This is a genomic window from Echinicola arenosa (assembly GCF_014841125.1).
GTDB classification, from domain to species: domain Bacteria; phylum Bacteroidota; class Bacteroidia; order Cytophagales; family Cyclobacteriaceae; genus Echinicola; species Echinicola arenosa.
This window is the reverse complement of the sequence record NZ_JACYTQ010000008.1, coordinates 174742-190151: the sequence shown is the minus strand read 5'-3', so window position 1 is coordinate 190151 and position 15410 is coordinate 174742. Positions and strand designations below refer to the sequence as shown.

The 15410-nt window shown below is 39.9% G+C and carries 11 protein-coding genes and 1 riboswitch; of the genes, 3 read left to right on the top strand and 8 right to left on the bottom strand.

Annotated features, from left to right (window positions below; all coding sequences use genetic code 11):
* Nucleotides 1–55 precede the first annotated feature (55 nt).
* The 8 genes from IFO69_RS18995 to IFO69_RS18960 all read right to left on the bottom strand — a co-directional run bounded on the left by IFO69_RS18995 (nucleotide 56) and on the right by IFO69_RS18960 (nucleotide 6894).
* The gene (locus tag IFO69_RS18995; RefSeq protein ID WP_192011714.1) at nucleotides 56–835 is read right to left on the bottom strand and encodes a LuxR C-terminal-related transcriptional regulator; all 780 of its coding nucleotides are present in this window, start codon (nucleotides 833–835) and stop codon (nucleotides 56–58) included.
* 147 nt (nucleotides 836–982) lie between these two features.
* Nucleotides 983–1513: an alpha-ribazole phosphatase gene (gene cobC, locus IFO69_RS18990; RefSeq protein WP_192011713.1), complete on the bottom strand. Its 531-nt coding sequence runs from the start codon at nucleotides 1511–1513 to the stop codon at nucleotides 983–985.
* Nucleotides 1498–2304 (bottom strand): adenosylcobinamide-GDP ribazoletransferase, encoded by an 807-nt coding sequence (locus IFO69_RS18985; protein ID WP_192011712.1) that lies wholly within the window; start codon nucleotides 2302–2304, stop codon nucleotides 1498–1500. The genes cobC and IFO69_RS18985 overlap by 16 nt, the downstream gene beginning before the upstream one ends.
* A gap of 33 nt (nucleotides 2305–2337) precedes the next feature.
* Nucleotides 2338–3384, bottom strand: a complete 1047-nt coding sequence (cobT, locus tag IFO69_RS18980; RefSeq protein ID WP_192011711.1) for a nicotinate-nucleotide--dimethylbenzimidazole phosphoribosyltransferase — start codon at nucleotides 3382–3384, stop codon at nucleotides 2338–2340.
* Nucleotides 3381–4112: a Dph6-related ATP pyrophosphatase gene (locus IFO69_RS18975; protein WP_192011710.1), complete on the bottom strand. Its 732-nt coding sequence runs from the start codon at nucleotides 4110–4112 to the stop codon at nucleotides 3381–3383. Before IFO69_RS18975 ends, cobT begins: the two co-directional genes overlap by 4 nt.
* A 1-nt stretch (nucleotide 4113) precedes the next feature.
* Nucleotides 4114–4623: a bifunctional adenosylcobinamide kinase/adenosylcobinamide-phosphate guanylyltransferase gene (locus IFO69_RS18970; protein WP_192011709.1), complete on the bottom strand. Its 510-nt coding sequence runs from the start codon at nucleotides 4621–4623 to the stop codon at nucleotides 4114–4116.
* A complete protein-coding gene (locus tag IFO69_RS18965; RefSeq protein WP_192011708.1) occupies nucleotides 4624–4977 on the bottom strand; it encodes a DUF5522 domain-containing protein in 354 nt (117 codons plus the stop codon).
* 3 nt (nucleotides 4978–4980) lie between these two features.
* Nucleotides 4981–6894: a TonB-dependent receptor plug domain-containing protein gene (locus IFO69_RS18960; protein WP_192011707.1), complete on the bottom strand. Its 1914-nt coding sequence runs from the start codon at nucleotides 6892–6894 to the stop codon at nucleotides 4981–4983.
* A 218-nt stretch (nucleotides 6895–7112) separates the two neighbouring features.
* Nucleotides 7113–7307, bottom strand: a riboswitch (cobalamin riboswitch).
* 236 nt (nucleotides 7308–7543) lie between these two features.
* On the opposite strand from IFO69_RS18960, the gene IFO69_RS18955 reads away from it, so the two are divergent.
* The 3 genes from IFO69_RS18955 (at nucleotide 7544) to IFO69_RS18945 (ending at nucleotide 15405) form a co-directional block, all read left to right on the top strand.
* Nucleotides 7544–11674 carry a hybrid sensor histidine kinase/response regulator transcription factor gene (locus IFO69_RS18955; protein WP_192011706.1) on the top strand — a complete coding sequence of 1377 codons (4131 nt, stop codon included), beginning with the start codon at nucleotides 7544–7546 and terminating at the stop codon, nucleotides 11672–11674.
* Between the two features lie 301 nt (nucleotides 11675–11975).
* Nucleotides 11976–12158, top strand: coding sequence for a hypothetical protein (locus IFO69_RS18950; protein WP_192011705.1), 183 nt, complete (start codon nucleotides 11976–11978; stop codon nucleotides 12156–12158).
* 88 nt (nucleotides 12159–12246) lie between these two features.
* Nucleotides 12247–15405 carry a SusC/RagA family TonB-linked outer membrane protein gene (locus IFO69_RS18945; RefSeq protein ID WP_192011704.1) on the top strand — a complete coding sequence of 1053 codons (3159 nt, stop codon included), beginning with the start codon at nucleotides 12247–12249 and terminating at the stop codon, nucleotides 15403–15405.
* The last annotated feature ends 5 nt before the right edge of the window (nucleotides 15406–15410 follow it).

Sequence of the window (15410 nt, the reverse complement as noted above, 5' to 3'; positions counted from 1 at the left end):
GTATTGGTTTTTAAAGGGTTGGGTTAGTTTTAATAGGGGAAGGAATGATGTATAACTATACCCATCCTTCTGTTAGGCTTTTTAAACTGAGTTCTTCAAGGTTTTTACAGTTTAGTCTGGATAGAATATTTTCAAAAAGCATTTCCATGGTTTTATAGGAAACACCTGTCTTGGATGATATATCTTCCATACTTAAATGCTCTCCAACCGATTTGATGACTTCCATCTCTTGGTTGGTGAAGTGATTGCTTTGGAGGGAAGTTTTCTGGGGAGTTTTATCGTACACCTCTATATCAAGATAGGAAGGGAGTTCGTCGAGTCCGATTAAGGATATCTTGTGACTATTTACCTTTGTAATATGATCGATATTGGTGTGGACATTGATGGACTTAATGAAGTTTTTGTTTTCATCTTGGGCAATGACTAAGGCCTGATGATTGAACAATTCATAATTACCACTAGCTGTTATGTATCGGAAATTGTACGAAACCTTATATCTGGTAATGAAATCCAAACCAATAGGGTGGTTCAATAGTGAAATCACTTTTTCTTCCGCCAGTTTGACAAAGTCCATATCCTCAGGATGAGTAAGGTTCAAGATGTCAGAAATGGATTTTATTTGCTGGACTGGCAGGCCGTGAATTTTTTCAAATTCCGGACTTAAATGGTTTATCGAGAAGTCATAAAAATCGATCAAATAATAGTAACTAGGTCCCTTTGAGAAGACCAAACTCTTGAATTTATTAATGTCAAAATGGGGAAATGGGATATCTGATTTTTGGCCTATGACGGCTTTTTCCCAAACACTAAACATATCTGTTAAATCCAAGCTCATGCTTAAAATTACGTATTTAAAGCATTGTATGTTAGTTGTTTAAATATTTTGGTGTGTAAGTGATCTTCCAGTGTACAAATGATGTGTCATGTAATCAGAGCTGAAAAGTCAAAGGAGAAATTTACAATCAATAAACCTAAAAAAGATTCAATAGTTAAATTGAATGATGGATCCATAGTTCACTTTCAGGTCAAATGAATCTTTTAAATCTATGTTGTTTAGATAGGCGTTAATTGCCCGGATAGGTCCCGCATGAGTGATGATGACAGCTTGTTGGACATCGGAGCTTTTTAATTCTGTAAGAAAATCTATACAGCGCTGGTAGAGTTCTTGATAAGCCTCCCCGTTAGGACAGGGAGTATTGACAAAGTCTTTCATCCAAGGGTTGATTTCTTCTTTGGGAATGTTATTCCATGCTTTTAACTCCCATTCTCCAAAATTCAACTCCATTAATCTACCGTCTAAAGTGATAAGCGAATGGAAGAGAGTTATCGCCAGCTTTTTGCATCTTTTTAGTGGACTGCTAAAAACAGCAAAGTCTGGATTCAAACGGGGAAGTTTTTTCTTAATAAGATGAACTTCTTCTTCGAAAGTGTCGGCAAGTTCAATATCAGATTGTCCATAGCAAATTCCCTTTGCAATTTGTGGGGCGGTATGTCTGATCAGGTGAATTTCCATATTACCAAAATACTCAGGTAGAAAACGACTTCGGTTACTTGTTGTACAGCGCCAAGGCAATCTCCAGTGTAGCCACCGATCCATTTATTGAACCATCTTCCCATCCACCATTTGGCTACAAAGCATGGTAAAAGCACCAAAAAAACTGCATAGTTTTCGAACAGCGCAAGTGGGAGTAGTCCAAATACTGAGGCTATAAATAAGTCGATGATGGGTAACTCTCCCTTGGCTATGGGCTTGGATTTACTGCCGATTTTGTCATTGATTTTGGCATATTCATGGCTTTTAAAAAAGGTCAGGGCCATAAATCTACTCACTGAATGGCCAGAAATAAAGCAGGCCAAGATCACTTGGTAAAAATCGAAGGAAAAAGCATTCGTTTCGGCCCAACTCACTAATTCAATAAGGGCTAGGAATTTCAATGGAATCATGATAAGCAGTCCAATGGATCCATAAGTTCCTAACCTGCTGTCCTTCATGATGGTGAGAATCTTTTCCTTGGTCCATCCTCCTCCAAAACCATCCATGGTATCAGCAAAACCATCTTCATGAAAGGCGCCGGTTGTGATAATGGAAATGGCAATGGACAATATTACGGCAAGGTTGATAGACAGTATGTTCAAAAGTCCTATAACTGTCAAGCCAGATAGACCACCTACAATCCAACCGATCAATGGAAAATATTTGCGAGAATAAGTCAAGTACTCTTCAGAGTGATCCACCCATGTTGGGCAAGGGATTCTCGTATAGAACATTACTGCTGTTAAGAAAGCATGTAATTCCTTCTTCATATTTTGGAATTTGGGTTATATTCTGATTAATCTTTATTTGGCTTGACTAACTCCAGCAGACTCAAAACTTGCCATCTGGTTTAGAAAGGTACAGGCCGCCAAAACAATAGGGTAAGCAACGGCTGCACCAGAACCTTCTCCCAGTCGCATGTTAAGATGCAATATAGGTTTTGAGTTGAGGAATTCTAGCATTGCCCGATGTCCTTTTTCATCGGAGCAATGGGTGAATATACAATAAGGTAGAATATTTGGATTTATTTTTGAAGCAATCAATAGGGCGGCAGTGGTGATAAAACCATCTACCAATATTGTCATCCTTTTTTCTGCAGCCTTCAACATTCCTCCACAAATTTGTGCTATCTCTAGACCTCCAAAAGTAGTCAAAATAGAAAAATGATTGTTGATATTGCTATTTTTATGTTTGTCAACTGCCTTTTTTAGGGTTTGAAGTTTTGTTTTTTGTTGTTTGAGATTAGTGCCAGTGCCCTTTCCTACGCAATTTTCAAGTGGCATATCGCATATGTAATGCATGATAAGTGCAGCAGAAGAGGTGTTTCCTATACCCATTTCGCCAAAACCAATGACGTTACAGCCATTCGTGAAAATTTCTTCTACAATGTTAGCTCCCATTTGGATGGCTTCATTAGCCTGTTCCGTACTCATAGCAGGTTCTTCAAGGTAGTTTTTGGTGCCCAAGGCGATCTTTGCATTGACCAAACCGGGGAGATTCCCAAAGTCATGATTCACCCCGGCATCCACTACTTTGACGGCAATATTATTCTGTTTGGCCAAAACATTGATGGCTGCTCCTCCTGAGATAAAGTTCATGACCATCTGAAAAGTGACTTCCTGCGGATAAGGATTGACCAATCCGGTTTTTGCAATACCATGGTCTCCGGCAAAAACAACAATATGTGGTTTCTTCAATTCTGGGCTGGTGCTTTGCTGGATCAGGCCGATTTGGAGGGCCAGCTCTTCCAGCTGTCCAAGTGCACCAACAGGTTTGGTTTTGCCATCAATTTTGGACTGAAGTTTTTCTTTTATTTCTAAGTTAATGGGCGTGATATTGAAGTCGATCATGATTTGGAAATTAGGTCAATATAATGAAAACCTACTTTATCGGGTGTTTCTTCCTTTTCAGCAAAACAATTGTCATTGCTGTCCTTTGGAGCATCATAGGTTCGAAAAACCTTTTCTCCCAATTCGAAATTGATGGCTTTGTTGAAAATAGGGCCATCAAAAACAAAGGTGTGAAACTCCCCATTTTCTCCACAAGGATCTACATCCTTAGGCAGTTCTTTGATGAAATCATGGTCTATGATTCTACCCACAAAATCCTCAGAAAGCAATGGTGCTTTGGCACAAACCACTATGGTCTTGAATCCAAGATCAAGAAATTCATGGATCAGTTCGGTGGTGTTTCTTTTCCATAGAGGGAAGTGTCCTTTTAAGCCTATCTCTGCCAATCTACCTTCCCGATATTTTTTTAGGTCCTCCAAAAAAATATCACCAAATATGCTGTGGGTGATTTCTGCGTTTTTTAGCTTTTGCATGGTACTTTTCATGATCTGGTCATATTCAGACATGCTGGGCATTTCAGGAAGTAGGATTTCATGTACAGGAATGCCAATTGCATTTGACTGGGCTTGTAGAAGTTCCCTTCTCACTCCATGCATGGAAATTCGATCATGTTTTGAATTGACCGTGGTCATCAGTTGGGAGACCTTAAACTGTTGCTCTTGCAAGATATGATATAAGGCCAAGGCACTGTCTTTTCCTCCGCTCCAATTGAATACGCTGTTGATCATGTTATTTGAGTTTAATGGGGAGTCCTGAAACCATAAAAGTGGCCTTGTCCGCCTTTTGGGCAATGTACTGATTGATCCATCCTTGCAGTTCGGTGAACTTTCTGCCCACTTCTGTCTGTGCGTGTAGGCCCATCCCTATTTCATTGGAAATAATAAAAACGATGCTTTCTTGGGCATTTAGGAAAAACAGGTCCAGTTCTGCTTTGCATTTTTCCAGGCATTCAGCCACATTATTTTTCGTATCTACATACCAATTGGTTAACCAAAGTGTGACACAGTCTATGACTACTACTTTGTCCTTGATATTCACCGTCCCCAAGAATTTATCTTCTTCAATGGTGGTCCATCTTTCATCTCTGTCTGCTAGATGTCTATCCACTCTTTTTTGGAAATCATCATCCCAAATCCGTGAAGTAGCCAAATAATAGAGAGGAAAAGCCTCTTCTTCTGCCAGGGTTTGTGCATATCTACTTTTTCCTGATCTTTCTCCTCCTGTAATGTAATGGACCATTTATTTTTCGATTTTTTGATAAGGACAATTTTGGCAACCATTGCCACAGCATTTTCCTTGGCGTAAAAGGTACCAAGAAGTAAAGACATAAAAGCCGGCTTCATTGATGGTATAATCAATTCCTTCAATCAATTGCGTCGGAAGTCCCATTTGCTGGATCGTTTTTACTTTTTCTTTGGTAAGAGGGGTGGTCCAACTGTCAATTCTTTGGATGACTTCTTGCTTGAGGCAATCAGGGCAGAGACAGCCCTTTTCTTTTTCAAGTGGGACAATAGGAGGAAAAGCACTGCACCAGCATTGGTGAGTGCATTCAAATGATTGCTGACAATTGGGACAGTGCTTTTCCTTGATCATGGGTTAAAACTGAAAACGTGCTCCAAGACTGAAGGTTCTTCCTCGGGTTGTATAACCATAAATTGCAGTAAACTCTTCATCCAAGAGGTTGTTGATCCCCCCATAGAGGTTGAGTTTGTTTTCCAAGAAGCCTTGCTGTACAAATAGATCAACCAAACCGTAGCTATCTAAGTCCAGCTCACCACCATAGCCCCAATCATAGATGGTTCTTTTGCTGGTAAAATTATATTTCAAAGAAACTTGGGTGTTTTCAGCTGGACGGGCATTGAAGGCAAGTCCCCATTTGTTTTTGGGAATCCTGTAAAAAGTCTCTGGCTTATCTGTACTGACATGGGCAAAATTGGCAGACATGTCAAAGTACTGATTGACCAACCATGACAAGTCCGCCTCAAAACCTTCCACCCTTCTTTCAGAGGCAGTATTCTGATATTGACCGGCAATGTAATTTCCTTCTTCATCATAAATGGAAACAAAGTCAATAGGCTCTGATTCATCACGGGTAAAGTGCACCAAGTTCAATGTAAACTCATTCCCCACATAAAAAGAAACACCTTGCTCATAGTTTAAAGACTCTTCTGGATTCAGGTCGGTGTTACCATAAAGCGGAGAGTTGATCTGGTAAAGGGAAGGTGTAACATAAGAGGTAGATACCGAAGCCAAAACCTTCATCGATATGGTCTTAGTCACCGCAAACAAGTAGCTGGGATTGACATTATAAATAAACTTAGCATCATACTCAGAATGGGTATTGACCCTAGCGCCAGCATGAATATTGAAGCCTGAGTTGGTTTCATAGAACAAAGAAGCATAAGGGTCTATGATGGTAAATTTGTTGCTGTCAAAACTTAAGTCACCGGGCTGTTCATAAGAAAACTGCTGTAAGTTTAGCCCCCAAAGCCCTTTTAATCCTTCAATGATCTGGTGTTCCTGGGTGAGGTCCAGCTGAAGGTTTCTGCCTTTATATTCAGAAGGGTAGGAGCTGATAAATTCCCTTTCATTCTGGTTGTAAATGGACTTTAGCTTGATGACCCCTTTTGCATAGGTATAGGAAGGAGTCAATCCAAACCTAAGTTGGCTGCTAAGTTGTTGGTTATTGGCATCGGTAAAAGTATTGTCATCGTAATCCGCTTCCATATCATCATATGCGCTGACAAAGTCCAAGTGAAAACGGTCTGAAAAATCATAGCCCAGTTTGAGCATGGCATTTTTTCTGTCCATTCCATCTTTGCCAAAAGGAGTGACCGACTGTTCTTCCGAAGCAGAAGTAAAACCTTCTGAAGTAAAATAGTTACCCGACACCATGTAGCTCAACTTTTCATTTTTGCCATTGATATTGAGGTTACCATTGTAAGTGCCAAAGGAACCACCATTAAAGTCCACTGTACCTGCTATCTTTTGGTTGTCCTGTGCAGATTTTAATTTAATATTGATGACTGCTGCAGAAGCACCTGTGCCGTATAGTGTGCTGAGGCCACCTTTCAGCACCTCAATGGACTCTACTTGATTTAAAGAAAGCAACCTTAGGTCAAAAGTGGAAGAAATATCAGAGGGATCATTGATGGGAAGCCCATCAATTAGTATAAGGGTGTTTTTGCTGCTGGCCCCGCGGACAAAATAGCTGAGGTTAGTTCCAGGAGCGCCAAAATTACCATCAATTTGTATTCCGGGTACTTCATTCAAGATGTCAGCTACGGTTTTACCAGCATTTCTCTCAATGTCACTTTGGTCTAACTTGTAGATGGTTTTACCTGATTTTTCTACAGGGATTTCAAACTTGGTGCCGGTCACCACCACTTCTTCCAGCTCTTTGGTTTCCTGAGCTGTAAGGTTGGAACTCATTAAGGAAAGACCGGATAGCAGAATAGCTGTGGTCCATTTTCCTTTTTTGTTGTGTAAGGGAACAATAAATTTGTTCATAGCGTGCTTAATTTTTAAAATGTTGAATAATGAACACTATGAACTTTCTGGGAAAACTGTAAAACTATCCTCAGCGCTAAGGACGTTTTTCATGGCTTTTCTTGCGATGGGATTGGAGGGATCTACCTAACCAAATGCCTTTGCAAGGAACGCTCAAGAAATAGGATAGGGACTTATAAAAGTATTATCATATTCAAGATCGTTTCACCCGAAAGCTCTGAATTAATTGGTCAATGGCAGGTCTTCTGACTTGCTTCACTCTTGGCAGCCTTCCCACCCGCATTTGCGGACAGTGGCAGAGAGAGCCAAGAGCTTTTGGAAGCTTACAGCTGCGGGTACAGTTCCGGATTCCCACCGGATTCCCTATTAAACCTTTCTCCAAAGAGATTGGTACCAAAAACTTCCGCAAAGGTAGTCAATTTTTGTTTTTATGTCCGGTTAGTATTCAATTTGACTTTTGATATGGGTAAGTTATGATCAGTAAAGCGCCTTAGATCAGGAAGTTGGCAGAAGTAAAAAAATGGATTTTAAAGTGGTTTTATAAAAGTGGTACAAAAAATTGACAGAGCCAATAGCCTGAAAATAATATTTGTTTGACAGTAGAGATTACTTTATATTAGGTATTACCTGATACCCAAATGACCTTAAGATGATTCGATTAACTGCTACTTTTGCTTTCTTGTTTGTATTCTGCAGCCTATTTGTCCTGAAGGCTTTTTCACAATCATCCAATTACCTGTTTGGATCTATTTCGGTGGATAATGGTCTTTCTAACAATAATGTCACGGATATTTATAAGGATGATATAGGATATGTTTGGATGGCAACAAATTCAGGATTGAATAGGTATGATGGTCGCAAGTTTAAGGTTTTTAAAAATGAACCCAACGATACCACATCCATTTCTGAGAACAGCATCAGAAGGATCATGCCAGGCCCGGACAATCAACTGTGGTTGCTCAATAGAAATAATATTTTCGAAGTATATCTCCCGATGTCAGAGAGCTTTGAAAGTGATTTAAGCGTTTTTGCGCGCCAATACCAGTTGGCCAGTGAAAATGTCAATTTGGTGTATAGAGATAGGCTAAACAGGTTCTGGTTTGCGCACCCTAATCTTGGAGTTTCAGTATATGATCCTTCAGACGGCAAAACAACCTATTTAAATCACGAGGAAGGAAAGCCATATTCCCTTAGTTTTAGTTATGTGTCGGCTATTGGAAATAATTCAAATGGCGATATCTGGTTGGTTTACGCCAATGGGGCTATAGATATTTTGGAAGGCGGTACTTTTAGAGTGAAGAGAAAAATAGAGCTCTTTAACAACAAGAAGGCTTTCTTTGAAGATGATTTTGAGATTTTTATTGATAGTGACGATGATGTGTGGATTTACTTGTACGAAAATGGGGAAGGCCTGTTTTATTATGATCATGCTGCCAATAGGCTACAACAAGTTAATACCAATTCCAACACTTATCAACTGAACAATAACCAGGTTCGGGGAATTATAGAAAACAAGCCTAGTGAAATCTGGGTAGGTACTGACCATGGTGGAATCAACATCATCAACAAGGAGAAAAAAACTGTTTCTTATGTGCAACATGATGCTGAAAATCCGCACAGCCTTGCTCACAATAGTGTATATGCTCTTTACAAAGATGATTCGGACATAGTCTGGGTAGGGACCTTCAAAAACGGGATCAATATTTACAATGAGAAACTCATTCGTTTTCCACATGTAAAACACATGTTGACTGGTAACCATTCTCTGCCCTATAACGACATCAATTGTTTTGTAGAAGATCGAAAGGGCAATTTCTATATAGGGACGAATGGTGGAGGTTTGATTTATTTTGACAGGGAAGCCGATAGGTACAGGGAATTTCACTATGATAAGCATGACCCCAACGGTTTACCTGGAAATATCATTGTGGATATGTTGATGGACCGAAGTGGAAACCTTTGGATAGGAACTTATCTTAATGGTCTGAGCAAGTTTGATGGTAAGACTTTTACCAACTACCTTCCCGAGACAGGGAATTCAAAAAGTTTATCAGGTGAAAGTGTATGGGAACTGTATGAAGACCATGATGGAAACATATGGGCTGGAACATTAAGAAGTGGCCTTAACCTTTACATTCCTGATGAGGATGGTTTTATTCATTTTGGTGAAAGTGAGCAAAACTATGCGATGCACTGTAATTATATCTCCTCATTAGTGGAAGATAATCAAGGGAATATGTGGATTGGAGGAGGGAACGGTATAGATGTGATCAATTTCAAAACAGGGTCAGCAAAGTATTATCATCAGGTTTTTAATGATTCCTCTTCTTTGGTTGGAAACAATGTCTTGGACATATTCATAGACAGTAAGGAAAAGGTTTGGATAGCGACGACCCAGGGCTTAAGTGTCTTCCATCCTGAATCCGGAGGTTTTTCAAGCTTTAGGACTGCTGACGGTCTCCCTACTGATCATATTTTTAATATTTTAGAAGACAATAATGGACACCTCTGGTTAAGCACCACAAACGGATTAAGCCAAACTAATGTCACTTGGGAAGGAGAAATACCAAAACTTGAATTTAGAAATTTTGGTACCGGAGATGGCTTACAGGGGAATTCTTTCAACGAGAACTCGGCTATGAAAACCTCAAGGGGTGAACTGGTCTTTGGAGGAGCCAATGGATTCAATATTTTTTATCCGGACAAAATGCAGTTAAATGAAGAAAGTCCGAAAGTGGTATTTACGGATTTTCATCTTTTCAATTCAAGGATCCCGATTGGACAGGAAGTTGACGGAAGAGTATTACTGAAGCGGTCAATTAATGATACCGATGAAATCATTTTAAAACACCATGAGGATGTTTTTTCCATCGAATTTGCTGCGCTAAATTTTATTCATTCCGATAAGAACAAGTACAAGTACCTTTTGGAAGGGTTTGATAATAATTGGGTGGAAATTAATGATGGAGTGACTAGGGTTACTTATACCAACTTAGATCCTGGTAAGTATACTTTCAAGGTGAAAGCAGCCAATAATGATGGCATTTGGAGCGATCATGCACAAGTGTTGAATATTGAAGTATTGGCGCCATTTTGGAAGACTCCACTGGCGTTTTTGCTTTATTTTATAGTTGTTTCAGCGATTGTTATTTTGATACAGCGTGAAATTATTGCTAGAGAAAAGGACAAGCTGTTGATTGAGCAGGACAAGGTAGAGGCGAAAAGAATGCAGGAGTTGGATAAAATGAAGACCAAATTTTTCACCAATGTCAGTCATGAATTCCGAACTCCACTCACTTTGATACTGGCGCCCATAGAAAAACTACTGATTACTGAAAAATCCGGGCAAAATCGACATCACTATCAAACCATCCACCGCAATGCCAAACGTTTGATGAACCTGATCAACCAATTATTGGATATTAGAAAAATTGAAACCAATGGACTAGACTTTTCTCCTGTCGAAGGAGATGTGATCAATTTCCTGAAAGAAACAGTGGACTCTTTTGAGGACTTATCTGACAAGAAGAATATTGGGTTAAGCTTTGAAAGTAATGTTTCCTCTTTGTTTACTTTTTTTGATGCAGATAAGTTGGAAAAGATCGTCTTCAATCTGTTGTCCAATGCATTCAAATTTACTTATAGAGAAGGCCAAATAAGTGTTTCAGCCCAATATGTAAAGGGAGAAAACTATGAAGGGGTATTACATATTGCTGTTCGGGATACAGGAGTGGGTATGAGTAAGGAGGTACAGCAGCGCATATTTGACAGGTTTTATGTAGGAGAAGAGAATACGGATAGCTTAAATCAAGGAAGCGGAATAGGCTTGTCCATTGTGCAGGAATTCACCAGAATGCATGGTGGTCAGGTACAGTTGGAAAGTGAGTTGGGTAAGGGAAGTAACTTTATCATAAGTTTGCCTCTTGAAGAACTGAGTCCTATAGAAGAACCTCTTATGGATCATGAAGAGGAGGAACAGCTTTCCGCTGAACTTACTGAAATGAAAACCATCCTTTTGGTGGAGGACAATGAGGACTTTTTGCTATACCTCAAATCATGTTTGTCCGAGGAGTATAAGGTGATTACTGCATTGAATGGTGAAGAAGGATTGGAAGCCGCCTTGGAGCATATTCCGGATTTGGTAATCAGTGATGTCATGATGCCAAAGATGAATGGGTTGGCTTTATGTCATACTTTAAAAAAAGACAGGAGGACTTCCCATATTCCAGTAATTCTTTTGACTGCAAAAACTTCCGAAGAACATCAGCTAGAAGGCCTCGATAGTGGAGCCAACCACTACGTGACCAAGCCCTTTAAGATTGAGTTGTTGCTTTTGAGAATTCGCAACCTTCTTGAAGAAAGAAGCTTGCTACAAGAGCGATTTAAGAAAAGGATAGGAGTTATTACCAGTGAGGAAAAGCTGGAATCCCTAGATGATATTTTGATCCAGAAAGCTGTAAGAGTGGTGGAGGAAAACATAGATGATCCTGATTTTTCAGTTGAATTTTTGAGCAAAGAGCTGGCAATGAGTCGTGTTCATCTATATAAAAAGCTAAGTTCACTTACCGGTAAGAAGCCTTTAGAGTTTATCAGGATGATCAGACTGGAAAGAGCTACCCAACTGCTTGGAGAGAGTCAATTGAATGTAGCTGAAGTGGCCTATCGGGTAGGATATAATAATGCCAAATATTTCACGAAGCATTTCAAAGCGGAGTACAAAGTGTTACCATCAGTATATGCCCAAAGAAAGGTAGAACTTGCGGAACAGGAGAAAGAGTAAGCTTAGTGAATTGATCCTGATTTGAAAGCCAAATGGAGAACCATTATAGTTTTTGAAGCTATTTTGACGATTTTAATCTCAGTTTTGGGTAATCAGTTAAGGACTTGTTTTTAGGAAATGTTGCAATAAAAGTGTCTTTTTGAAATGCTATTGTATGAATTTTTCAAAATAACCTATTTTAATTGCTGATTTTGTAATGAATGGTGTGATTAACATTTGGACCCCTACAAGTAAACATTTTATTACCCTTGGTCTTTTTAATTAATCATACATTAGGTAAGATAATTAACCTAAACCCATTATGATTTATACGGAAAACCCTTTCTATGATAAGGCCAAAATCTTAGCCTTTGTATCTACACTGAACTATCTGATTCTTTTGTCATGCCATTCGACCTGTAAATGGTTGGAAAGAGGCTTCCATGAATTATTTGGAATGTCCAACCCAGTAATGGTTTTGGTAAAGAATATAAATACCTATTAACCTATTGTAGAAAGCTTTTCTGATCCAGAAGGATTGGAAAAGCTTTTTCATCAAATAGTAAATAACCTAATCAATAAACCTAATAACTATGAAAAAATGCTTACTGCTAGGGCTCCTATTATTTATGGTAATAGGAATCACACATGCCCAAGTTACAGTGACCGGGAAGGTAAGTTCATCCTCTGAGGGTGAAGGAATCCCCGGTGTCAGCATACTGATCAAAGGAACAAGTACTGGAGTAACAACAGATTTGGAAGGGAATTTTAGTATTCCAGCTACTTCCGAAGATATTTTGGTATTCCGATCCCTTGGTTATCAGATGCAGGAAATTTTGGTAGGAAACCAAACCCAAATCAATGTAGTCCTCAAAGAAGATATTTCTTCTTTGGAGGAGTTTGTGGTAGTGGGTTATGGTACCATGAAAAAGTCAGATATGACCAGTGCCCACGTTACGGTGAGTTCTGAAGACATAGAGCGAACAGTGAATACTACTGTAGAGCAAGCACTTCAGGGAAGAGCTGCTGGTGTATATGTCACCCAAAACACAGGTGCTCCTGGTGGAGGGATTTCTGTCAATATCAGAGGGATCAATTCTATAGGGGGGACCAATGAGCCGCTCTATGTCATTGATGGCGTGCAAATTCAGCCTAATACCATTTCATATGGCAATACCTCCAGCACCAATCCTTTGGCCGGCTTGAATCCAAGTGATATTGAATCCATGGAGATACTTCAGGGCCCTTCAGCCACTGCTATTTACGGTTCCCGCGCAACGAACGGAGTAGTGCTTATCACGACTAAAAGGGGCAAAAGCGGAGAGGTAAAAGTCAACTATACCTATCTATATAGCTTGCAGGATAAACCTGATCCGCTGCCCGTAATGAACCTTCAGCAATATGCCGAGATGGTCAATACAATCAGAGACCTGACTGGAGGAGATCCACCTGCGGCATTTTTAGACCCGTCTCTTTTGGGAGAGGGAACCAATTGGCAGGAGGAATTATTCAAGACAGCTGCTTTGAACAAGCATTCCCTTAGTCTCAACGGTGGTACAGACAATACCCGGTACTATCTTTCAGGAGAATATTTTGACCAGGAAGGTGTGGCGATAGGCTCTGGATTTGAAAGGTATTCCTTAAGGTTGAATTTGGATAACCAAGCTAGAAAGTGGTTAAAGATAGGGCTAAATTTAGCCTTGAACGAAACCAATGAACAGCTGGCAACAGGCAGCAGCGATATTATCAATAATGCCATTCAGATGGCTCCTAATATTCCAGTAACCAATCCTGATGGAAGTTGGGGTGGAGCAGACGCCGTAAATGGAAGTAGTCTGCAATTTACACCACCCAACCCAATTGCGCTAGCTAGTTTACTCGATAGAAAACTGAAACGAAGAGGAGCTTTGGGAGGGTTGAACTTGGACATTGATATTATAGATGGGCTGAAGTTTACCACTCAGATCAATGGGAATATAAGCTATTTAAATGGACATTATTGGACGCCGACCTATATGTTAGGTTCTGTAAGAAACGATGTCAACTCTTTGACAAGTCGAGCTGAAAACAGTTTTTATTGGAACTGGGCGCAAACCTTAACTTATACCAAACAGTTGGACAAGCATAATTTTACTGTAATGTTTACCCATGAAGCGCAAGAATCTAATTGGGAAGCACTGGAAGGAGCCAGACAGAACTTTACCTCCAATGATCTTCCTGTGTTGGGTTTGGGTTCATCACAAGGAGCCACCAACACAGGAAACAAAAATCAATGGGCAATGGAATCCTATCTGGGAAGAATCAACTACACCTACAATGACAGGTACATTGTCCTAGCCGCTTTGAGGGCTGATGGATCAGCTAATTTTGGGCCAGAAAACCGATGGGGGTATTTCCCTTCTGTATCCGCGGCATGGAGAGTTTCTGAGGAGGATTTTATGAAAAGCTCAGAGCATATCGATGAACTAAAGATCAGGCTGGAAACGGGACTAACTGGTAATCAGGGTAGTGCCAATGCCATCTATGCACCATTGAGTTCGCCAAGTATTCCTACTCCTTGGGGTGGAGGTTTTTTGGTGACCAGATATGGAAACCCAGAGTTAGCTTGGGAAGAGACCTTGACCTACAATGCTGGGTTTAACCTTAACTTATTCGATAACCGAATTCAAATAGAAGGTGATGTTTATAAGAAAATTACCGATAACCTGCTCCTGCCTAACCCATTGCCTTGGTACATGGGGACGGAAGGAGAAGGTAATATTGGTACCCCAACTGTAAATATCGGCGCATTGGAAAATACAGGTTATGCCTTTACCATCAATACCATTAACATCGACAATCGATCAAGTACTTTCAGGTGGACTTCTAATTTTAACTTTTCAGGCTTCAAAACCCAGGTAACCAAATTTTATTCAGAGTCAGCTTTCATTGATAGGACAGCTTGGTATATGAATGACTTCACCCAAAGGGCAGTGATAGGTTCTGCACCTTGGTTGTTTTATGGTTATAAGTATGATGGTATTTTCCAGTCAGTTGAAGAGATAGAGGGAAGCGCTATTCCAGCAGATAATAATGGGCAACGTTTACCTATCAATGAAGATAATATCTGGGTAGGGGATATCAAGTACCAGGATTTGAACGGGGATAATATAATTGATGAGCGGGATCAAACCTTTATTGGCAACCCTTGGCCCAAATTCACCTTTGGATCCACACAGACTTTTGATTATAAAGGCTTCAAGTTGGACATCTTACTGACAGGGGCTTTGGGAGTGGATGTTTATAATTATGCCAGATTCAATAATACCAACCCTAACAATATCAATTTAGGAAGGAATTTGCTTCAGGAAACTTTTGATTATGCCAAGGTGGAATTGGATGATAATGGAAATCCTTTCTTAAGCAATCCAGATACCAATATTCCAAGGATCACTGCAACTGATCCCAATGGCAATGGAAATAGGATCAGTGATCGCTTTGTAGAAGATGGGTCATATCTAAGGATCAAAAATGTACAGTTGAGCTATGAGTTTCCTACAGAAATCTTAGGCAACCAGAATGTTTTGCGAGGAGCGCGTTTATCCTTTGGGGTTCAAAACTTGGCAACCTTTACCAGCTATAAGGGCTTTGATCCGGAAGTGGGGGCTTATGTAGGAAACAATGTGGAGGCAGCCAATCAATTGATAGGGGTGGATTATGGTAGGTATCCTTCCACTAGGTTGTACACCTTTAGTCTTGGTATCGACTTCTAAAATTT